Here is a 21,931-nt window from a genome sequence, read left to right as displayed (position 1 = left end):
TATGCTGCGGGTGGATTCCACCTATGCGACTAACCTGGGCCGCATGCGAACGATTCCCGGTGCCTGGCGTCGAGCGGCTCGGGGTGCCGGTCTGCTGTCTGCAGACGGCGCTCCCTCCCCCACCATCTTCGCCGAGATGTCGGCTCTGGCACTCACCACGAACGCGGTGAACCTCGGTCAGGGCTTCCCGGACACCGACGGGCCCGCCGAAGTGCTCGACGCCGCACGTGAGGCGATCTCCCGCGGAGTGAATCAGTACCCGCCGGGCCGGGGCGACGCAGATCTTCGCCTCGCCGTGGCGGAGCACCAGCAGCGTTTCTACGGACTGACGCCGGACCCCGTGACGGAGATCATCATCACCGCCGGCGCGACGGAAGCGCTGGCAAGCGTGCTCCTCGGGCTGCTCGACGGACCGGACGACGAGGTGGTCGTGTTCGAGCCGCACTACGACTCCTATGCCGCGTGCGTCGCCCTTGCCGGGGCGCGGTTGCGAACCGTCCCGCTGCGCTGGCCGGACTTTCGTCCGGACCTCGAGCAGCTGGCCGCCGCGGTCACGGATCGCACCCGGGTGATTCTGCTGAACGATCCCCACAACCCCACCGGTGTCGCCCTCGATGATGAGACACGCGACGAGATCGTCCGCCTGGCCGAGCGGCATGACGCCATCATCGTCACCGACGAGGTGTACGAGCACCTGCTCTTCGACGGCCGCGCGCATCATCCGATCGCGACCCGGCCGGGTGCCGCGGAGCGCACCGTCAGCATCTCCTCCGGTGGCAAGACGTTCCGCACCACGGGATGGAAGGTCGGGTGGGTGTCGGGACCCGCCGATCTGGTCGAAGCGGTGCTGTCGGTGAAGCAGTTCCTCACCTTCTCTGGCTCCGCGCCGTTCCAGCCCGCGATCGCCGCGGGTCTGCGGCTCCCCGACGCCTACTTCGACGCGCTCGCCGGCGACATGCAGCACACGGCGCGCATCCTCGGGGATGGCCTGCACGCCGCTGGGCTTGAGCCCCGGACCCCGGATGGGACCTACTTCACGGTTGCCGACGCCGGCGCTCTCGGCGTTCGCGACGCTCACGAGTTCTGCCGCACCCTGGCTGTCGACGGTGGCGTGGTGGGCATTCCGCTGACCGCTTTCGTCACCTCGGGCGATCGTCAGTGGAGTTCGTTGGTGCGCTTCGCTGCCTGCAAGCGCCCCGACGTGGTCGACGAGGGCATGCGACGCCTCGCGGCCTATACCGCGACGCTCTAGCTCTTCGGCTCCACGCGGTAGCGTCGCAGCTCGAGCGCGGGGTTGACCGCACGCACGCGCTGGAGTTCTGTGCGGTCCAGCGTCGCCACGGCGAGGCCCTCCTGCGTGCCCAGCGACGCCAGCACGATGCCGGACGGATCGACGATCATCGATCGACCCACACCGATCGGCGGCGTCTGATCGGCCGCGAGGACGAACGCGGTGTTCTCGATCGCGCGGGCACGCACCAGGGTGCTCCAGTGATCCTCCTTGAGCGGACCACGCACCCATTCGGCGGGAACCACCATGACGTCGACTCCCGCGTCGATCAGGACCCGCGCGCTCTCCGGGAACCGCAGGTCGTAGCAGGTCATGAGACCGAACGTGAGATCAGCGATCCGGAAGGTCTGCGGTGCCTCCAGCGCCCCCGGCGCGATGCGATCGGACTCCCGGTCGCCGAAGGCGTCATACAGATGCTGCTTCCGATAGGCCGCCTGCACGCCCGTCGCGTCGACGGCGACGACGGTGTTGTGAACGCGCATACCCTCCGCGCGTTCGACGAGGCCGGCCACGATCCAGACGCCGAAGCGATCCGCCAGCGCGATGAGCTCACGCACGAACGGACCGTCCAGCGACTCGGCGTGCTCCACCAGCGCGTCGGTGAAGGGCGTCTCGAACCAGGCGGAGTACTCGGGAAGGACGATCAGTCGAGCGCCGCGCCCCACGGCATCTCCCACGAGCCGGGTGATCATCGGGAGGTTGTCCCCCACCCCGGGCGCAAACTGGGCTACCGCCACCGTCGTCACTGTCATCGCATCGCTCCTGGTGTTCGGCTCTCGTTCACGTCGCCGCCAGCCTAGCGAGGCGTCGAATGCGGTAGGGCGAATCGCCCGGGAAGCGCCCCGATGCGCCCCGTCCCTCCACCGCGTGTTAGGCTACTGATGTGCCGCGGGGTGGAGCAGCTCGGTAGCTCGCTGGGCTCATAACCCAGAGGTCGCAGGTTCAAATCCTGTCCCCGCAACAATGAGAAGGCCCCTGATCACTCGATCAGGGGCCTTCGGCTTTGCCGCCAGCGCCACCGCGACGCGCCCGCTCACAGGCCGCTTTAGGGTTTGACGCACTTCACCCGATAAGCTAAATCCCGTGCCGCGGGGTGGAGCAGCTCGGTAGCTCGCTGGGCTCATAACCCAGAGGTCGCAGGTTCAAATCCTGTCCCCGCAACAAGAAGAAGGCCCTCATCACACGATGAGGGCCTTCTGCCATGTCAGAGCTTGCGCACGGTGACATCGATCGGCGTCGGGTTGGCGAACAGGTCGAACACCGGGCAGTGCGCATCCACAACACGACGAAGCTCCTCGTAACGCTCCTCCGGCTCCGGACCTTCCAGCGCGACGGTCAAGCGGACGGCGGTGAAGCCGGGACGCACGGACTCGTCGATGCCGAACAGACGGCGCGCATCGAGGTCGCCCTCCGCATCGACGCTGATGTCATCGACCTGGATGCCGAGCACGTGTGCGTAGAGGCGGTAGACCACCACCTGGCAGGAGATCAGCGCACCGAGCGCATACTCGACCGGGCTGGCGCCGATGTCGTCACCCGCGAGCGCGGCGGGTTCGTCGACGACGAACTCATGCCCGCCGGCACGGATCGCGGTGGCAACGGCACCCGCGCCCGTCCCGCGGACACGGTAGGTGAGCCGGGCAGTCGTCGGGTCCGTGTCGATGCGCTGCGCCCAGGCCGAACCCGCCGACGCGAGACGTTCGGCGCGGTCATCGGCGGTGACCTCGGGGATGGAATCGGTGATCGTAAGCGAGGGGGAAGCTGTCATGTGGGCGAGCCTAGGCAGGTCTCCCCCGCAGAAAAACGGGGCACGGTAACGCGAGGCAACGCGGCGACGCGCGGCGACCTTCGGCGCGGCCAGCACGCCTGACAGGATGGGCACATGCTGTCTTCCCTCGCCCTCCCGACCAGTCTCACTATCCGCGGCGGTGAGATGGTGCTGCGGCGGGCCACGATCGCCGACCTCGACGATCTCATGCGGCTGATGTCGGATGACGCGGTCAGCGCCTCGCGTGGTGACCGCAACGACGCAGCGGACCGGCACCACTACGAGCGGGGACTTCGCGCGATCATCGAGGAATCGTCGAACGACATCGTGGTCGCGATCGACGGCGACGGGCGCGTGATCGGGACACTTCAGCTCACCCTGATCCCCGGCCTGGCTCGCCGCGGCGCCACACGACTCCTGGTCGAGGCAGTACGCGTCGCCAGTGATCTGCGCTCACGGGGCATCGGCGAGGCCGTGATGCGCTGGGTCATGGACGTCGCGACCGCGCAGACCGGCGCTGACCTGGTGCAGTTGACCTCCGACCGCGCGCGCGTCGACGCGCACCGCTTCTATCTGCGACTCGGTTTCACCGACTCCCACATCGGCTTCAAGTACCGGGTGAGCGACGAAGCCTGAACGCGAAGGGGGCGCCTGCCGCAGCAGACGCCCCCTTCGCGGATCTCACTGACCGTCGAGCGCGATCAGCTTGTCGAGAGCCTCGGTGAGCCGCTTGTCGGCCTCACCGTACTTGGTCCAGTCGCCCGCCGCCATCGCCGTCTGGCGGTCGCTCAGGGCGGTCTTGGCCTCCTGCAGCAGCGCGTCGCGCTGACCCTCCACCGTCGAGGTGTCGATCGACGGTGCCGGCGTGGGCGAGGTCGTCGTTCCCGGACTCTGCGTCGGCGTCGGGGCCGGGGTCGGCTCCGGCGTCACCGGTGCATCCGGATCCGTCTCCACCGGCGTGACGTCGGTGTCACCGGTCTGTGCACCGGAGTCACCACCGAACAGGCTGTCGAGTGCCTGGCTCAACGTGTCCTCGAAGGCGACGCTGTCACCGAACGACACCAGGACCTTCTGCAGACGCGCCAGCTTCGTGGCACCCGTCGACTGGATGTACACCGGCTGGACGTACAGCAGACCGCCACCCACGGGGAGGGTGAGCAGGTTTCCGTAGAGGATCTGCGTTCCGCCACCGACCTTACGGATGTTGACCCACTGGGTCACGGCGTCGTCGGTGTCGAACGAGTTCTTCACCTGGCCCGGGCCGGGAACGGTGGTGTCGCTGTCGATGACGAGCATGCGCAGCGTGCCGTAGTCCGGGCTCTTCTTCCCCGCCTCGCTTCCGGCATCGGCATCCACGGCAAGGTAGCCGGTGAGGACGTTGCGCGCGTTGGCGGCGTCGATCGGACGCGGGATGAAGCTCGAGAACATCGAGAACGTCGGCTCGTCCTGACCCGGCATCTTCATCGTCAGGTAGTACGGCAGCTGCAGCTTCTGGTCGGTCTCCGCCGCATTCGGGTCGGTCGGCGTGGACCAGAGGTTGTCTCCCTGGAACAGCGACGGCGCCTTATCGACGTGGTACGTACCCAGCACGCTGCGCTGCACCTTGAACAGGTCCGTCGGGTAGCGCACGTGGCTCATGAGCTCACCGCTCATCTCGGTCAGCGGCTTGAGCGTGTTGGGGTAGACCTTCTGCCACGTCTGCAGCACCGGGTCTTCCTCGTCCCACGCGTACAGCGTCACGTGACCGTCATAGGCGTCCACGGTGGCCTTGACCGAGTTGCGGATGTAGTTGATCTTGTCCGGGATCATCAGGCCCGTGGCCTTGGTGTCGCTCGTGGCATCCGTCAGGCTCACGCCCGAGGAGTACGGGTACGTGGCGCTGGTGGTGTAACCGTCCACGATCCAGACGATGCGGCCATCCACGACGGAGGGGTACGGGTCCTTGTCGAGCGTGAGGTACGGCGCGACCTTCGACACGCGGGTGGCCGGGTCGCGGTCGTAGAGGATCTGGGACTCGTTGTTGACGTTGTTCGAGAACAGGATGTCCCCGGCCTGGAACTTCATCGCGTAGATGAGCTTGGTGAAGATGTTGTCGAGCTTCGGACCGCCGTTGCCCTCGAAGGTGGTCTTGGTGACCGAGTCGCCGTCGGACGCGCGCGGGTAGTCGATCTCCACCGGGGCCGCGTCCTTCGGAGCACCCACGATCGAGTACAGCGGCGAGTACTCACCGAAGTAGATGCGGGGCTGGAAGTCAGGGTTCTGCTCCGTGAGGAAGCCAGTGGCAGGAATACCCTGCTCGAGGAACTTCGGGCTGCCGTCATCGGTGCGCTGGTTACCCGCCGCGGCGACCATCCCGTAACCGTGCGTGTAGATCAGGGCCTGGTTCTGCCAGTTGGACGGCGCCTGCGACATGTCGAGCTCACGAACCGAGACCACGACGTCCTGCGTCTTGCCGTCGATCTGATAGCGATCGACGTCCAGCGTGTCGCGGAAGCGGTAGTAGGGCTTCACCTGCTCGAGCTGACGGACCGTCGGATTGATGATCGCGGGGTCCATGATGCGGATCGATCCGGTGGTCTCGGCGTCCGCACGCAACTGCCCGGCCTCAGCGGTCGTCTCGGCCTGGAAGTCGGTCTTCTGGACCGCATCGATCCCGAACGCCTTCTTCGTCATGTCGAGGTTGCGCTGGTAGTAGGTGCTCTCCGACTCGATCTGGTTCGGCTTCACCTGGAAGGTGGTCACTGCCCACGGCATCGCCACGTTCACGACCAGCGCCGCGACGATCAGCACCGCGGTCCCTGCCAGCGGGAAGCGCCAGCGGCCGATGACCGCGGTCACGAAGAAGAGGATCGCCACGATGATGGCCACGATCGCGAGGATCGTCAGACCCGGAATGGTGACGTTGGCGACGGTGTACGTCGGGCCCGTGATATTCAGGGCATTGGTGGTCACCGAGGCGTTCGAGTCGGCCAGCGTGGCGTAGCGGTCGAGCCACAGGCTCACGCCCTGCACCAGGAGGTAGAGACCGGCGACAATCGCGAGCTGGATGCGCGCGGCCTTGGAGATGCGCAGCTCTCCCCCGCCGATACGCACGGCACCGTAGAGGTAGGAGACGAAGGCGGTGACCAGCAGCGAGAGCAGCAGCACGGCGGAGGTGAAGGCGAGGACAGCCTGGTAGAACGGCATCGCGAACATGTAGAAGCCGGTGTCCAGACCGAACTGCGGGTCGACATCGGACGTCTTCACGCCGGCGAACCAGAGCGCAGCTGTCTGCCACTGGTTGGCGGCGGACAGTCCCGCGAACACACCGAAGAAGATCGGGACGCCCCACATCGCGAGGCGACGAAGCGGCTCGATGACCTCCTGATAACGGTCCAGCTGCGAGCTGAGTCGCGCGTACACCGGACGCATCCGATACGCCAGCTGGATCACCGTCCACAGCGGAACGGCCATCCCGAGGAAGCCGACCGCGAACATCGCGATGCGCGCGATCCACTGGGTGGTCAGCACGCCCGTGAAGCCGAGCTGGCCGTACCAGAGGAAGTCAGCGAAGACGCTGGAGAACAGGAAGAAGGCTGCGAGCAGAACCGCGACGATCACGAGTGAGATGACGACGACGCGTCGTCCGGTGCTGGGGGTGGCCTGATTCGGCGCTGAGGCTGTGGTCACCCCTTCATCCTAGGCGTGGCCGCCTGAGCAAGGTCCCTGAGGATGCGAGACCGATCGATCTCCGTTATGAAGAGCACCCCGGCAGCGCGTCGATACCCGTTCCGGAGGCGATGACCTCGAGAGCGTCGACCGATTCGCTCAGCGTGGACGTGCTGATCACGGTGAGTCCGTCGGGAATGTGCCCGACGACGTCCTGGCAGTTCGAGGCGGGAGCAAGGAAGTAGTCCGCCCCGGCGTCGCGAGCTCCGTGCATCTTCTGGGCGATGCCACCGATCGCACCCACGTTTCCCGCCGCATCGATCGTGCCGGTTCCGGCGACGTTCTTTCCGCCGTTGAGCTCCCCGGGCGTGAGCTTGTCGATGATGCCGAGGGCGAACATCATGCCGGCGCTCGGCCCGCCGATGTCGTTCAGCTTGATGTCGACCTCGATCGGCGACTGATACGACTCCGAGAGCGAGGCGCCCACCAGCCATCGCGTCTCGCCATTGACGGTTCCCTGCCGGGGTGTGATCGTGTAGTCGCTTTCGACGCCGTCGCGCAGCACAGTGAAGGTGACCGGCTTCCCGTCGCTGCCCGTGACGGCCGCGATCACGTCGCTGGAGCCGGACGGGGCGACGCCGTTGACCTTGGTGATGACGTCGCCGGCCTTCAGCACTCCGGCGGCGGGTGCTCCCTCGGCCGGATCCGCCGGAATGGTGATCGTGGTCTTCACCGGATGGCCGAGCTCCGTCATCGCGGCAGCCGTCGCGGCGGATTGCGAGTCGGTCATCATCTGGGCGTCCTGCTGCTGCTTCTGCTCGGTGGTCACGCCCGCCGGGAACACAGCGTCCAACGGAAGCACCGCCTTCGACGAGTCGAACCACGCGGCGGCCAGCTCGAACCAGCTGGGCGTCGACTGGCGATTGCCCCGCACGGACACCGTGGTGAGAGAAAGCGTTCCAGCTGTCTCGTAGGTCTTCTCATCCGGAATGGTGATGAGCGGGATCTCCTCACCATTGGATTCCTGAGAACCCAGGGTGTTGACGACCGGCCCCGGCATCTCGATCACGTAGCCCGTCGGCAGGATGCTGAGTCCGAACATGCACACCAGGGCCACCGCGAGCGCTCCGTAGCCCACCAGCGTCCGCCGCGACGGACGCCAGCGCTCCTCGGATGCGCTCGTCGTCGGCATGCTCTGCTGTGGCACATTCGGGTCGAAGAACGTCACGATTTCCTTTCCGGGAAGGACGTTCGCGAGCGGCGTACAGCCGAATCCACGAACCCGCTCGTCGGGCCCCGTCCGGCGACTAGCGTAGAACGCAACCCCAGCAAAGCGCTGAAAGGCGGCTGACGTGACAGACGAGGACCGTTCCCCGGAAGACGACTTCCAGGACCTGCTCCGCCAGCTCTTCGGAGCGGGTGGCCAGATCGATCCCGAGCAGATTCAGAAGCTCACCGGCATGAACATCGACCCGACCATGTTGGCCGGTCTCATGCAGCAGATGCAGGGCGCCTTTGCGGGCGCGGACGGCTCGATCCCCTGGGATTCGGCGCGTACGGCGGCGCTGCACATCGCCAATCAGGACGGTCTGAGCGTGACCAGCGGCCAGCGTGCCGATCTGGATCAGGCCTTCGCGCTGGCCGATCTGTGGCTGAGCGGCGTCACGAGCATCAGCGCCCTCGCGCAGCCGGCTCGCTCCCTGACTCGCGGTGACTGGGTGGAGCAGACCATGCCCGTGTGGCAGGAGGCGGCAGAGCCCGTGGCCACCAGCATCACCGATGCACTGCTCGACGCGCTCGGTCAGCAGGCCCCGGAGGAGATGCGCGGAGTGGTGGAGGGCGCCGGACGCATCATGCGATCGGTGGGCGGCTCGCTGTTCGCCGCGCAGCTCGGTCAGGTGATCGGCCGACTCAGCAAGGAAGTGGTCTCCGGCGGCGATGTCGGCATCCCGCTGCTCCCCGTGGGCGAGGCGGCGATCCTGCCCCAGAACTTCGCCGACTTCGGCCAGGGGCTGGAGGTCCCCGAAGACCAGCTGGCGCTGTATCTCGCCACCCGTGAGCTCGCCCACGCGCGCCTGTTCCGCCACGCGAAGTGGCTGCACCTGCACGTCCTGTCCCAGCTCACGGACTACGCCCGCGGACTCGAAGTAGATACCAGCGCTCTGGAGTCGATGGCCGATCGATTCGACCCCGAGAATCCCGAGGAGCTGCGCGCGGCGCTGGAGTCGGGCGCGCTGATGCCGCCCCGCTCCGAGGCGCAGCAGGCGGCGCTCACGCGGCTGGAGAACGTGCTCGCGGTGATCGAGGGGTGGGTCGAGGTGGTCACCGAGGAGGCCACCCAGCGTCTGCCCGATGCCGGGCGCATCGCGGAGGCCGTACGGCGACGCCGAGCGGTGGGCGGCCCTGCCGAACGTGCCCTCGGGGCGCTGGTCGGCTTGGAGCTTCGCCCGCGCCGACTCCGCGAAGCAGGCGCCATGTGGCGCGCGATCACGGCTGCCGTCGGTGCTGAGGCACGCGACGGGCTGTGGGACTACCCCGACCTCCTGCCCACGCCGGAGGACATCGACGATCCCACGGCCATCATCGGGCGTCTGCAGGCTGCCGCACGAGGTGAAGAGGCCCCCCGGGACGAGATGGACGACGCCCTGGAGCGGTTGCTCTCCGGCGAGGACTTCACGGGCACGGATGACGCCGCGGGCGACACGGAAGGTCCGGAGGGTCCGCGTCCGGTCTGACTCCTGACGATCGGCCACCGCTGCATCCGTGTGCAGCAGTGGCCGATGGTCCTGTCGTCCGCTCCTCCCCAGAACGAGTCCGGAGCGGGACACGCCGGGCGGCCCTGTGCACAGGCGTATCAGCCGCCGGTGAGCACTTCAGGATGTCGTCATGACACCCGTGATGCTCCGCCTCGACGATGACCGACCCGCGCTCTGGCGCGACTCCCGAACGCTGCAGCTCGGGCTCCATGCCGAGCCCTCGCTCCCCGATCCGCCCGGCTGGCAGGAGCGTGTGCTGCGAGCGTTGGAGCACGGGATCGCGGAGCAGGACTTCGCACGGGTCGCCCAGGGGCTCGGGGCACCACTGGACGATCTGGACGGCTTCCTCGCGCGCATCGATCCCGCACTCCGGCGAGTGGATACCGGCCTGCTCATGCCGCGGCTCCAGGTGGCACCCGCGCTGCGCGGACTGGACATCGTGGACTTCGTCGCCGCGGGTCTGTCCGCACTGCCGGGGCTTGCCCGCGACGATTTCCGCGGACGCCCACCCGTGGTCCTGCTCAGCGCCCACGCGGTGCTCCCCGTGGCTGCGGCGCCGTGGATGTCTGCTGATGTGGTGCACATTCCCCTCGTCATCGAGCTCGATGCGATCCGGGTGGGTCCGGCGGTGCTTCCCGGCATCACGGCGTGCACGTCCTGCGTCGCCCTCGCCGAACGGGACGCGGATCCGGCGTGGCCCCACCTGGTCGCCCAGCTCGCCGAGCGCGAGCCTCCCATCCCCGATCCCGTCGTTCTCGGGGAGGCCATCGGTCTCATCCGCGAGCTCCTGCCCCTGACGGGTGTCGCAGCCGCGGGCCGCACGGGTGCTGCCCATCGACTTCGCGAGGGAACAAGCCGATCGGTCAGCGTGCGGAGGGAGAGCCGGCGACTCTGGCGGACACACCGGCCGCACGAAGACTGCGGCTGCCGATCTCCTGCAGGAATCGCGAGGGCTTCCGCATGACCCGTCCGCTCCCCCGCGCCCACGAAAGCGCGAGGGTACGCGCGGCGCGAGTGACCCCCACGTACGCGAGTCGTCGTTCCTCGTCGACCGCGTCGAAGGAGGTGGCGTACGCGATCGGAAGCAGACCCTCGGCCCAGCCGATGATGTGCACGTGGTCCCACTCCAGGCCCTTCGCGGCATGAAGGGTCGAGAGCGTCACGGTGTTCAGCACCGGCTCGTGCTGGTCCTTCGTGCGGGCGAGGAGCTGTTCCGCGAACTGCCGGATGGTGGTTCCCTCGGGAGCCGCCTCGGCCAAGCGGAGCAGGGAGGCACGCGCCTCCCACGCATCGCGCAGCGCGCCGCCGGCGGGCGGTGGCTCGTCGGTGAGGCCGATCTCCCGCAGCACCGTGCGAACGTCAGGAAGGAAGCCGCGGTCGCCGGGCGCGACGGCTGCCGCTCGCAGGGCGAGCACCGCTTGACGCACCTCTGGCTGATCGAAGAAGCGCTTCCCCCCGAGCACGGTGGTGGGAATCCCCCGCGCCGCGAGCGCGTCCGCAATCGCGGTGGACTGGATCTGCGCCCGGTAGAGCACGGCGATCTGCTGCGGAGCGGCCCCCTTGGCGATCTGCTTCTCAATGGCGCGGGCCACACCTGCGGCCTCATCGCGCTCATCCTCGTAGGTGGTGACGACGGGCGTCGGAGACTCGGGCGGCCTCTGGGGTGCAAGGGTGAGCGCCCCCGGGCGTCCGCGCATCAGATCGTTGGCGACGGCGATGACCGAGGGATCCGATCGGTAGCTGCGCTCGAGCTTCACGGTCACGGCATCGGGATACGTTCGCGGGAACTCCAGGAGGTACTTCGCGTCGGCGCCCGCGAACGAGAAGATCGTCTGGCTCGCATCGCCCACGACGCAAATGTCCTTGCGATCGCCCAGCCACAGCCCGAGGAGGTGGTTCTGCAGCGGCGACACATCCTGAAACTCATCGACAGTGAAGTGCCGATACTGCTCGCGAACGGCCGTCGTCACCCGCGGCTCCGCCTCCAGCATCCCCGCGCACGCGAGCAGAACGTCCTCGAAATCCAGCTGCCGGCGTTCGTCCTTCAGCTTCTCGTAGGCCTGCTGGAGGCCGACCACCTCCGAGTTCGACAATCTCCCGACCGTGCGGCCGGTCAGGGCGTACTGGTCGATGCTGCGCATCGCCACCTTCCGCCACTCGATCTCGGAGGCCACATCCCGCAGGGTCGGTGTGTCCAGCGACAGCCGCAGGCCGTCCGCCGCATGCGCGAGCATGCGGACCTTGTTATCGATGATGCTCGGGGCCGGCTCCCCCGTCACCTGCGGCCAGAAGAAGTTCAGCTGAGCGAGGGCCGTCGCGTGGAAGGTGCGCGCGGCGACACCGCTCACGCCGAGATCCCGCAACCGTCCCCGCATCTCCCCGGCCGCCTTGGCTGTGAAGGTCACCGCCATCACCCGGCTCGGCGAGTATGCGCCGGTGTCCACTCCGTGCGCGATGCGGTGCGTGATCACGCGGGTCTTGCCCGTGCCGGCACCCGCGAGCACGCACACCGGGCCACGCAGCACCGAGGCCGCTTCTCGCTGCTGTTCGTCGAGTCCGTCCAGCGCGCTCACGCGCGCTCACCTGCTGGAGGGTTCGGCTCACCATCGTCGGGTTCGGCCGCCCACGTGGAGATCAGTTCGTGCGCGATCGAGGGCTTGCCAGGCAGCAGGAGGTCGGAGTCCCCGGCGTACGCGGCGCGGATCTCGGCACGCGTGAACCAGCGGACGTCGAGGATCTCCTCGCCATCGGGATGCGCTGTTCGCGCATCCCGCGCCCGCGCGCGGAAGCCGAGCATCAGCGACCGGGGGAACGGCCACGCCTGCGAGCCCGCGTACGCGACGCTCTCCACCTCGATGCCCGACTCCTCCTGCACCTCACGACGCACGGCCTCCTCCAGCGACTCCCCCGCTTCCACGAAGCCGGCGAAGCACGAGTATCGGCGCTGCTCCCACAGGGCGTTGGATCCGAGCAGGATGCGATCACCGTCGGTCACCGCGACGATGACGGCGGGATCGGTACGGGGGAAGTGCTCGCGAGCGCAGGCCGTGCAGCGACGTGCCCATCCTCCGGTGGTGAGTTCGGCGACGGCTCCGCAGAAGGCACAGTGCCCAGCGTCGAGGATCCAGCGCCCGAGGCTCACGGCTTCCAGCAGCAGCGCGCCATCCGCCGCACCGAGGGCGGGGTGCAGCGCACGCAACGAGACCCACGTGACGGAGGGCGCGAACGCCGCGCCAGGCGTGGGGTCGGCGAGCTCGGCCGCACCGGGTACAACCCCAAGTAGAAGTGCAACACCGTCACGGCGTCCGAGGAACGCGAATCGCTCGGTGGTCGGCGGTGTGCTGCGCGCCTTCGACTCGCCCGTCGTCGCGTCGCCGGAGACATCAGCGGCTCCGAACGCTACGGCCGCACTTCGCGCGGCGACGTCGCGGGCAACGTCCACCGGCACAAGCAGAAGCTCGCCGTCGGCGTCGACGGGCGCGCGATCCGCGTCGATGAGCAGGACGCGCGTCTCCGTGTCGGCGATGAGGCGGGCGATCAGATCCGGGGCGGTGCGTTCGTCGGCGCTGCGGTCGAACACGGTGACCGGCCCGGGAGCTGACGCGTCTTCCATCTACTCCCCTTCTCGCGGGCGTGGCGTGTGCGGGGGCCGCGATGGCCGACCTACGCTGAGCACATGGCACGCTCTCCTCTCACTCTAGCCGCGGCGGCCACGGCCGCAGTCCCCGGAGTCGAGATCGTCGGCACCACGGCACTGTCCGCCCACGGGGAGGGCCGAAACGACTCCGCAGTGGTTACACTCACCGACGGCACACGCGCTGTCGTTCGCCTCCCGCGCGACGAAGCGGTCGACGTCGAGCTCGCCTCGGAGGCGCTGGCGTTGCGCGCCCTCACGGACGGCGTCCGCGCTCTCCTCGATTTCGAGGTGCCGCGATTTCTCGGTGTGGGCCCCTTGGACGGTCGTCGTGTGTTCGTCACCTCGTTCGTCCCGGGCTACCAGGTGGACGCGGACGAGATCCCGCCCGGGCGTGGCGTCGCCGCATCGATCGGTGAGACTCTCGCGGCCGTTCATGCGTTGCCCGCGTCCTTCGTCCGCAACGCCGGACTCCCCCACCGCACGGCGGAACAGGTCCGCCAGGATGCCCGGCGCGTCCTCGACGAGTCCTCGGCGACGGGCCGCGTGCCGGTGCGACTCATGGTGCGCTGGCGGGACGTCCTGGATGACGACACCATGTGGCAGTTCGAACCTGCCGTCACGCTCGGGGGCGCGACGGCATCCGCCTTCGTATACGAGGACCGCGACGGTGTCCCGACCGTGTCGGGAGTGATCGACTGGCATGCCCTTCAGGTCACCGATCCCGCCGTGGATCTGCAGTTCCTCATGTTCGCCCCGGATGCCATCGACTCGGTGTACCAGTCCTACATCGCCGCCTCCCACCGTGCCCCCGATGAGATGATCCTCGCGCGGGCTCGCCTGCACTCGGAACTCGACGTGGCGCGATGGCTGCTCCACGGCCGGGACACGCGGGAGGCGAACGTGGTCGACGATGCCGCCGCCATGCTGGACACACTCGCCGAGGACGTCCGAGACGATGATCTGCGACCCCGCACGGCCAAGGCGGACATCGATGATGCTCTCGCTGCGCTGCGCACGGTTCCGCAGACGACCCCGCCCGGCGTGGACACGTCGATGCACACGGACACCTATGACCCGGCGGACCTCGCTTTCCTCGGCTCCAACGTCACGGAGACGTCGGCACTGTCCGGCGGCTTCTTCGCCGATGACCCCCAGGCGACGCAGGCGCTCGATCCGTCGTACTACGACGACGATCGCCGCCGCGTCGATGCGGTTGAGATCGACGCCGATCCGAACGCCACGCAGGCACTGGATCCGTCTTACTACGACGACGCGCGAGTGCGGGTCGATCGTGTTGAACTGGGCGATACGGCCGGCGATCCGAACGCCACGCAGGCACTGGATCCGTCCTACTACGACGACGCGCGAGTGCGGGTCGATCGTGTTGAACTCGATGCCGATCCGGGCAGCGACGCTCACTCGGATGCAACCCGCCCGGACTCGCGCGATTCCGACAGGCAACACGCGGACCCGAACGACACACAGGCTCTCGATCCTGCGTTCTTCGACGAGGTACCCGGATCGGCCTCCCCGCGCAGCTCCTCTGGCAGCGATGAGGTGACCGCTGCATCCGCGCTGAGCCCCGTCCCGGAAGCGGCAGTCACCGGCAGTGTCGCCCTGGTCTCCGATGACGAGGTGCTGACCGATGCCCGCGAAGACAACAGACTCACCGATTCCGGTCCCCTGATCTTCCCGCCGGACGCCGCCGATCGTGTGTCTCGCGATCTGGAGGAAGCCGAGCGCGCCGCGCAGGCGGCGTTCCGCCGCTGGGCGCAGGAGGACTAGTCCGCCCGAGCTCTGCCCGCCTCGCACGGGTGCGTGTCCGCAGAGACACCCGTGAAGATGCGCACGCCGACCCGCGCACTGTTGCGCGTCAGTCGGCGCCGGGCGCACCGCCCGTCAGTTCGTGACCACGGCGCTGCCGTCCGGGGACGCGGCGGCGGCCTCATCCCACAGCACGGCGAGCTCCTCCTCGGTGTAGACCTGCTCGGGACGCAGCACCAGCTCGTGGCCGACGTAGAAGAGTGCGACGTCGATGTCCTCCAGAGGAACCCCGCGCGCGTGGTGGTACGCCACGCGGTAGTGCGCGAGCTGCAGCAGACGCTCCTGGCGCTCCCGTGGTGTCGCCGGCGGCCGTCCCGTCTTCCAGTCGACGATCTCGATGCGTCCGCCTCGATCCTCGCGTCGGAAGACGGCGTCGAGCTTGCAGATCATGATGTGCTCGCCACCCGCGGGGGTGCGCATCACGTAGTTCACCTCACTCTCGACTTCCAGCGGACGAAGCCCCGCCCATTCCGAACGCAGGAAGTTACGCTGGTGTCGGGCGAGTTCCGAGTCGTGCTCCGCTTCCGCGCTCGGTTCGCTCCCGGCTCCGGGAACCGTCTGCCGCTCGCCCGCGAGGGCATCCGACTCCGACGTTCCGCCTTCCGAGAGCAGGTCATCGCCCGTGTCGACGACGAAGATGTCGCCAGCGTTGTCGCTGTCGCTCTCCCAGAGCGCATCGTCCAGTGACGTGCCGGAGCCCACCATCTCGTAGAGGTGCTCGATCCACGCATGGAAGTCGGTGCCGATGCGGGTCTGGGGGTACGGCCGTTCGGGCAGCGGGCGCACGAGGGCATCCGTGGTGCGACGGAACCCCGTGACGTAGTCCTTGAACATGGACGCGGGAATTCGGGTGGGGGCCGGGACGACGGGGATCTGAGCGCGCAGCTCGCGCTCGCGCAGGAGGCGTGCGAGCTCGGGCGACGGCTCGGCGGGCGGTGTCGCCGCCACGAGTGTCGCAGCCGCCTCCACGGCCGACCGCCGGCCGCCGAGCGCGTCGAGCGGCCAGGTCATCGTACGACCGCCATGCTGGATCGGGTTCTCCCCCTCCGCGCGCTCGGTCGGCAGCTCCTCGGCTCCGATGGCCTCCAGCATCGTCTGCAGGTAGCGACTGGGAACGCGTGCGCGCGTCTGCCCTCCCCACGCCGCACCGGTCAGCAGCAGGCGGGAGCGAGCGCGTGTGACCGCGACGTAGGCGAGGCGCCGTTCCTCCTCCTCCTGGTAGGCCTTGTTCGCCTTCTTGAAGTCGTCGATCGCCTTGTTGATGTGTGTACGGGTGACACCCTCGCTCGTCGGGATCACGAGCTCGGGAAGCGCATCGCGGTCACCGCGGAACTCGAAGGGCAGGGTGCCGAGCGACAACCAGCCCATGGTGGTTCGTGGGCTCTTCGGCAACTCGTCTTCGACGAGGCGCACCACCGCGGCGGCGTCCCACTCGAGGCCCTTCGCGCCGTGAATGGTGAGCAGCTGGACCACCCCGGGCTGGGGCGGCTCGGGCCGAGGCATGAGCTCATCGGTGTCCTCGGCGTGGGCGAGCCAGGCGAGCAGGCTGCCGATGGTTCCCCGTTCATCGGCATCGAGGAAGGCCCGAACCTCGTCACCGAAGGCGCGAAGCTGCGTTGACGCGACGCGTGCCGGGCCGCGGGACTCGTTCGCCGCCAGCTCGATGTCCAGACGCAGCTCCGCCTCGATCAGACGAATGAGCTCCGGGGCGGACTGACCGCTGGAGCGCCGGAGACGGTCGAACATGTCGCCCGCCTCACGCAGGCGTTCTCGGCCCGTATCGGTGAAACCTGACAGCAGCGGGTGGTCGGGGCGCAGGGAACGCACGACATCCAGCGCGTCGACGATCGACAGCTGCTCATCCGCCCCTGCTGACCCCCGCAAGCGAGCCAGCATCTCGTCGGAGAAGCGCGTCCCGTCGGCACCGCGGCGCGACAGCGTGGTGGCCAGGGTGTGCAGCGCGGCCATGTCTGCGACACCGACGGCGAAGCGAGGCCCGACCAGCAGGCGGATGAGCGAAGACCCGGCGGACGGGTCGTGCACGACGCGCAGCGCGGCGACCACATCGGTGACCTCGGGCGTGGACAACAGGCCGCCGAGCCCGAGGATGCGATGTGGGATGCCACGCTTGTCGAGCGCGTCCGCGAACAGCTGCATGTGCTTCTTGGCTCGGAACAGAATCGCACCCGTGTGCTCGCGATCTCCGTCCCGCGCGGCGTATTCGGCTCGCACCCGCTCGAACCACTCCGCCACAGCTTCGGCTTCGTCATCGATGGTCTCGGCCCAGACGTGGTCTACGATCCCCTCGCCGGCACCCGGACGCGGTTGCAGTTCACCGACCTCGAGACGGTCGGGTCCGCGCAGCGGACCGAGGAGAGCATTGGCCGACGCGAGGATCGACACGTCGTTGCGCCAGCTGATCATCAGCTCATACGTGCGGTGCGAGATGTCGCGGGAGAACGCGGACCCGAAGGCCTCGAGGTTGTCGGCGCTCGCCCCGCGCCAGCCGTAGATCGACTGGTGCGGGTCACCGACGGCCATCACCGCGTGATCGTGGAAGATCGAGGCCAGCAGGCGGGTCTGCAGCACCGAGGTGTCCTGATACTCGTCCAGCAGCACGACACGGTACTGATCTCGCAGCTCCTCGGCGATCTGCGGACTGGTCTCGATGATCTCCAACGCACCGGACACCTGATCGGCGAAATCGAGGACGCCCTGAGCTTCCTTCGCGCGGGCATAGTCCTGAGCGAGACCGGCGATGATGGGCAGTCCCCGCCCGGCCGCCCAGGCGTTCTCCGTGTTCGCAGGGGTGACGTCCGTCTTGATGTAGGGCTCCAGGCGGTCGGCGAATGCGGATCCGTACGCGGCGACCTCGTCGAGGTCGGCGCGGTTGTCCAGCGCATCGTCGGCCAGCTTCTGCACCGCGTCGATCATCGTCGACAGCGCGTTGTCGCGATCGGCCAAACGCGGATCCGCGCTGCGGATGACCACCGAACGCGCGAGCAGCCACGACCCGGACTGACTGAGCAGGGAGGCCTCAGCATCCCGCCCGATCCGTGCCGCGTGTTCGCGCACGATCGCGTCGGCGAAGGCGTTGTACGTCGCGACCCGCGGTCGCAGCAGCTCTTCTCCGCCCACGAGCCCGCGTGTCGTGTCCCAGCCGGTTGCGTATCGACGGGCCAGGCGATCGAGCAGGACAGGGAGCTCATCCGCGGGCGTCTGCGCCAGCACGCCCGTGGCGACGATCTCTTCCAGATGCGGAAGCAACCCGCGACGGCCGAAGGCGTCGATGCGGTGGAGTCTGGTCATGATGCGCTCGGCCAGCTCACCCGCCGCCTTACGCGTGAAAGTGAGGCCGAGCACCTCGTCGCGACGCACGTGCCCGTTGGCCACCAGCCACACCACGCGGCCGGCCATCGTCTCGGTCTTGCCGGACCCGGCACCGGCCACGACCAGCGCCGGAGACGGCGGCGCCTCGATGACCTCCTGCTGTGCCGGCGTGGGTGTGGGAAGTCCGAGCGCTGCGGCGATCGTGGCCGCCGACAGCCCCAGTGCCCCGGACCAGTCGGTACCCGCTGCGGTGCCGAGGAGCGTCATGAGGCGCTCACCGCCTTCACCGTGTGAATGCCGCAGATCGCGAAGCGATCGACCCGGCAGTGCTGGTCGATGTTGGCCGTGAATGCCGCGGACGCCATCCCCCGCGCGTCGGCGACCACGCGCTGGACGAACGCGTCTGCGGTCTCCGGTCCCAGGGGCGCCTGATGCGCGATCCGCCAGTGCGTGCCCTTGAGCGTCTGACTGAGGACGAGGAGGCGCGCCCCCGCGGCATCGTCGGGGTGCGCTCCCGCGATGGCCCCTGCCCCCACGGCGAGCTGGTAGGCAGCAAGCTGTGCATCGTCCTCGACGAGGTCGTCGCGCACGCGGCTCTCGCTGCGCCCCGTCTTGAGATCGACCACGATGGCCCGCGACGCATCGGGACGATCCGGATCCTGCGGGATGTTCTCACCGACGCCAGGCGGATAGACCTCGACACGGTCGATGCTGCCGCGCAGCACCGCATACGGGACGCCGGGCTTCAGGTCCGATCGCTCCGCGTCGAGGGACCGCACGATCACGTGCTCAGCCCCCGCCTCCTCATCGAGCGGGATCGCCAGTTCGAACGGTGCCTCCGCGCCCACGCGCTGCGCTCCGACGGATCGGAAGCGCAGCAGATAGAGGTGCAGCCGCTCCACCAGCGTGCGCGCCCATCGTTTCTCCTTCGTGGAAAGCCACTCCGCCTCGAACTCCAGTTCTCCCCACCTCTCGTCCACGACCCGCTGCAGTTCGGCGAGGTCGCCGTCCGCGACCTCCTCCATCGCGGCATGCAGGATGGTCCCGAGTCCCTGGGAGGACGTTCGGGTGTCTCCGCCCAGGGAGCGGATGGCCCAGTCCACGCCGCAGGACTCGAAGTTCTCCATGCGAGAGGGCGACACCGGCACCGGCGCCAGGTCAGGGTCCCGCAGCGGAGCGGAGCTCGATGCCGGCGCAAGCCCGTACCATTGCGCGGGCGCGGCACCGGGGACGCCGGCGGCCGCGAGAGCACCGAGCTGACCGGCGGCGACGATGCGCTGGGGTGCCGGGGTCGCCGGCGCGGTGAGCTCGCGGCGGTAGCGGGCGACCAGACCACGCAGGGTGAGCGGGTGGCCGCTGGCACGATCATCGTCGGTGCGCCTCGGCTCCGGAAGAAACCCGAACAGCGCGCTGGGTCCGGTGTCATCGTCGTCGACCGCGGTGACCAGCAGATGGGTGCGGGCACGAGAGACGGCTCGAACGAAAAGGCGGAGCTCGTCGTGCAGCGCCCAGCGCCGACGCTCGGCGACGGGCGGCACGCTCGTGGACGAGTCGCCCGCGCGTGCGGCGACGACGGCGTCCGCCAGCAACCAGCTATCCAGCAGACCGCCGCGCAGGCGCACATTGGGCCACACCCCGTCCTGCACGCCCGCGATGACGACAGCGTCGAACTCCGTGCCCAGGGCGGTCGCGGGCGTCATGACCGCGACGGTCTGCACACTCTCCGGCGCTGCCAGCGTGTCTTCGGGGACATCACTGCCCAGCAGGTTGCGGATGAAGGCGGCGGGATCGGCATCGGTTCCCCGCTCCACGGCACGCTTCGCCGCCTCGAACAGCGCCACCAGGGCGTCCAGTGCGCGGCCCGTCTCAGCGGCGAACGGACCGGGGGTGGTAGCGATCCGCCGCCAGGCATCGGCGAGACGCTCGCCGGCACGACGCGACCGGTCCCAGATCAGCCACAGCAACTCGTGCACGGTCTCGCCCCGCTGATGGGCCTCGGCCACGCGCACCAGCGTGGTGGCGAGGCGCTCCGCCGCGAACGCTTCCGCTCCTTCCAGCAGGCCGAACTCCAACGGGTGCTCGAACGCCGACCGCAGCAGCTCTCCCGCCGCCGTGGTGCCGCCGTCGGCAAGCTCTCGATGACGCAGCGCCGCGCGCAGGCGGCGCAAGCCGACCGCATCAAGACCACCGAACGGCGAGAGAAGCGCCCCCGCCAGCTTCTCCGGATCACGGTCCTCGGGTGCCTGGATGCCGAGCTCCAGCACCTCGAGAAGCTGACGCACGACGACCTCACGTCCGAGTGGACGCTGCACACCCGCCGCCCGGGTGGGCACTTCACGGGCCGCCAACTCGGTCTCCAGCGAGGAGACCTGGCGGGTGTCGTGAGCGATCACCGCCATGCGCGACCACTCGACTCCGCTGACAAGATGCCAGTCGCGCAGGGTGCGGGCGATCGCATCGGCCTCCTCGTAGGGACTGGCCGCAATGAGCGCCCCGACTCGCGGGTCGGCAAGCTCGTCCCCCGGTGCACGACGGTGTTCCACGCGACCACCCACTCCGATCGCCTGGGTGACCACCCGCACCAGTCGCGAGATCGCGGGTGTCGCTCGATGAGCCTCGTCGAGGACATGAACGTCGCCGAGCAGCACGGCCAGCTGCGCGAACAGCTCCGGCGTCACCCCGCGAAACGCGCCAGAGCCGATGTCCGGGTCGCCGAAGGCCACCACGGCGACGCCGCGCGACCGCAGCGCCTCGATGAGACCGATGGCCCCGCGCGTGAGCTCCTGCGCGTCATCGATCAGCACGGTCTTCAACCGCGCGATCGGACCGAGCGCCGCGAGTGCCGCCGACCCCGACGGCGCGGCACGCACGATGGCCGCCGCCTCAGCAAGCAGATCGGCAGCGTCGCGGTGCGCGGCGCGCATCCGGGCGGTCACGTCGCGGTAGTCCGCGATGAACCCCGCCGCGGCGGTCCACACGGGTCGATTCCACCTCTCCCCGAGAAGGGCCAACTCCGCCGGAGCGAGTCCGAGCTCCGTGCACTCGTCGATCACGGTGCGCAACTCGGAACGGAACGCCTTCGCGTTGCGTGCGGCGGCGGGAAGCTCGTCCGGCCAGCGCGATGATCCCCCGCTCTCCTGGGCGTCCTGTTCATCGCCGTGCAGCAGATCCGCGACGATGCGGTCCTGGTCGGCGCCCGTGAGCAGCTGCGGGGCCGGCCGACCGTCACGGACCATCGCCGCGCGAACGATCTGGAACGCGAGCGACCCGAGGGATCGTGCCAGCGCACCCGGCGTCGCCCGTCCCACCGACAGCCCGAGATCGTCGCGCAGCCGTGTGGCGGTGAGACGCGACGGGGTGAGCACCAGCAGCTCGTCAGTGCCTCGTTCTCCGCTGGCGAGCAGCTGCCGCGCCCGGGCGAGAAGCGTGGTCGTCTTCCCGGTGCCCGGAGCGCCGATCACCACGGCGTCGGCCGTCGCGGGCAGCGCAACGACCGCATGCTGACGCGGGTCCAACTCGTCTGCCGCGGCCGCCGATCCCACCGTCGCCCCCTGTTTCCGTGGCGACGTGGTGGTGTCGGTGCTCATGTGACCACGCTAGCGGGACGGTCGGACATTGCGGGACCCCAAGGGGCCGTTCCCCGCTTCGCGCGCGGCGATCCGCACCGTCCGTTACCC

General features: G+C 68.8%; 13 protein-coding genes and 2 tRNA genes. 7 read left to right on the top strand and 8 right to left on the bottom strand.

All coding sequences use genetic code 11. The annotated features are described in order from the left end of the window. Nucleotides 1-43 precede the first annotated feature (43 nt). A complete protein-coding gene (locus ABTV68_RS07740; protein WP_433677050.1) occupies nt 44-1,252 on the top strand; it encodes an aminotransferase class I/II-fold pyridoxal phosphate-dependent enzyme in 1,209 nt (402 codons plus the stop codon). On the opposite strand, the gene ABTV68_RS07735 is transcribed toward ABTV68_RS07740, so the two are convergent. Then, entirely contained in the window at nt 1,249-2,043 is a 795-nt protein-coding gene (locus tag ABTV68_RS07735; protein WP_433677049.1) for a carbon-nitrogen hydrolase family protein, read from the bottom strand. The genes ABTV68_RS07740 and ABTV68_RS07735 overlap by 4 nt on opposite strands. A 135-nt stretch (nt 2,044-2,178) precedes the next feature. Between ABTV68_RS07735 and ABTV68_RS07730 the strand changes: the two genes are divergently transcribed. Both ABTV68_RS07730 and ABTV68_RS07725 read left to right on the top strand, forming a co-directional pair. Then, nucleotides 2,179-2,252, top strand: a tRNA-Met gene (locus ABTV68_RS07730). 126 nt (nt 2,253-2,378) lie between these two features. Then, nucleotides 2,379-2,452 (top strand) — tRNA-Met (locus tag ABTV68_RS07725). A 43-nt stretch (nt 2,453-2,495) separates the two neighbouring features. On the opposite strand, the gene ABTV68_RS07720 is transcribed toward ABTV68_RS07725, so the two are convergent. Beyond that, nucleotides 2,496-3,059, bottom strand: a complete 564-nt coding sequence (locus tag ABTV68_RS07720; RefSeq protein WP_433677048.1) for an OsmC family protein — start codon at nt 3,057-3,059, stop codon at nt 2,496-2,498. A 114-nt stretch (nt 3,060-3,173) separates the two neighbouring features. Here ABTV68_RS07720 and ABTV68_RS07715 point away from each other — a divergent pair, with 114 nt between their 5' ends. Beyond that, nucleotides 3,174-3,695, top strand: coding sequence for a GNAT family N-acetyltransferase (locus tag ABTV68_RS07715; protein WP_433677047.1), 522 nt, complete (start codon nt 3,174-3,176; stop codon nt 3,693-3,695). Between the two features lie 45 nt (nt 3,696-3,740). Here the strand turns inward: ABTV68_RS07715 and ABTV68_RS07710 are convergent, their stop codons facing one another. Both ABTV68_RS07710 and ABTV68_RS07705 read right to left on the bottom strand, forming a co-directional pair. Next, nucleotides 3,741-6,728, bottom strand: coding sequence for a UPF0182 family membrane protein (locus tag ABTV68_RS07710; protein ID WP_433677046.1), 2,988 nt, complete (start codon nt 6,726-6,728; stop codon nt 3,741-3,743). Between the two features lie 64 nt (nt 6,729-6,792). Further along, entirely contained in the window at nt 6,793-7,935 is a 1,143-nt protein-coding gene (locus ABTV68_RS07705) for a YlbL family protein (protein WP_433677044.1), read from the bottom strand. 124 nt (nt 7,936-8,059) lie between these two features. Between ABTV68_RS07705 and ABTV68_RS07700 the strand changes: the two genes are divergently transcribed. Both ABTV68_RS07700 and ABTV68_RS07695 read left to right on the top strand, forming a co-directional pair. After that, on the top strand, nt 8,060-9,442 hold the full coding sequence (locus ABTV68_RS07700) for a zinc-dependent metalloprotease (protein ID WP_433677043.1): 1,383 nt from the start codon (nt 8,060-8,062) through the stop codon (nt 9,440-9,442). 151 nt (nt 9,443-9,593) lie between these two features. Then, on the top strand, nt 9,594-10,427 hold the full coding sequence (locus tag ABTV68_RS07695; RefSeq protein ID WP_433677042.1) for a hypothetical protein: 834 nt from the start codon (nt 9,594-9,596) through the stop codon (nt 10,425-10,427). On the opposite strand, the gene ABTV68_RS07690 is transcribed toward ABTV68_RS07695, so the two are convergent. Next, on the bottom strand, nt 10,327-12,036 hold the full coding sequence (locus tag ABTV68_RS07690) for an ATP-dependent helicase (RefSeq protein ID WP_433677041.1): 1,710 nt from the start codon (nt 12,034-12,036) through the stop codon (nt 10,327-10,329). The genes ABTV68_RS07695 and ABTV68_RS07690 overlap by 101 nt on opposite strands. Beyond that, nucleotides 12,033-13,076, bottom strand: coding sequence for an NAD(+) diphosphatase (gene nudC / locus ABTV68_RS07685; RefSeq protein ID WP_433677040.1), 1,044 nt, complete (start codon nt 13,074-13,076; stop codon nt 12,033-12,035). Before nudC ends, ABTV68_RS07690 begins: the two co-directional genes overlap by 4 nt. A 63-nt stretch (nt 13,077-13,139) precedes the next feature. Between nudC and ABTV68_RS07680 the strand changes: the two genes are divergently transcribed. After that, nucleotides 13,140-14,885, top strand: a complete 1,746-nt coding sequence (locus ABTV68_RS07680) for a phosphotransferase (RefSeq protein ID WP_433677039.1) — start codon at nt 13,140-13,142, stop codon at nt 14,883-14,885. A 114-nt stretch (nt 14,886-14,999) separates the two neighbouring features. On the opposite strand, the gene ABTV68_RS07675 is transcribed toward ABTV68_RS07680, so the two are convergent. Then, on the bottom strand, nt 15,000-18,521 hold the full coding sequence (locus tag ABTV68_RS07675; RefSeq protein WP_433677038.1) for an ATP-dependent DNA helicase: 3,522 nt from the start codon (nt 18,519-18,521) through the stop codon (nt 15,000-15,002). After that, entirely contained in the window at nt 18,518-21,841 is a 3,324-nt protein-coding gene (locus tag ABTV68_RS07670) for a PD-(D/E)XK nuclease family protein (RefSeq protein WP_433677037.1), read from the bottom strand. The genes ABTV68_RS07675 and ABTV68_RS07670 overlap by 4 nt, the downstream gene beginning before the upstream one ends. Nucleotides 21,842-21,931 lie beyond the last annotated feature (90 nt).

The organism is Microbacterium gorillae, from assembly GCF_050990725.1.
Classification (GTDB): domain Bacteria; phylum Actinomycetota; class Actinomycetes; order Actinomycetales; family Microbacteriaceae; genus Microbacterium; species Microbacterium gorillae_A.
The sequence above is the reverse complement of the archived record's forward strand: the minus strand, read 5'-3'. Positions and strand labels throughout refer to the sequence as shown.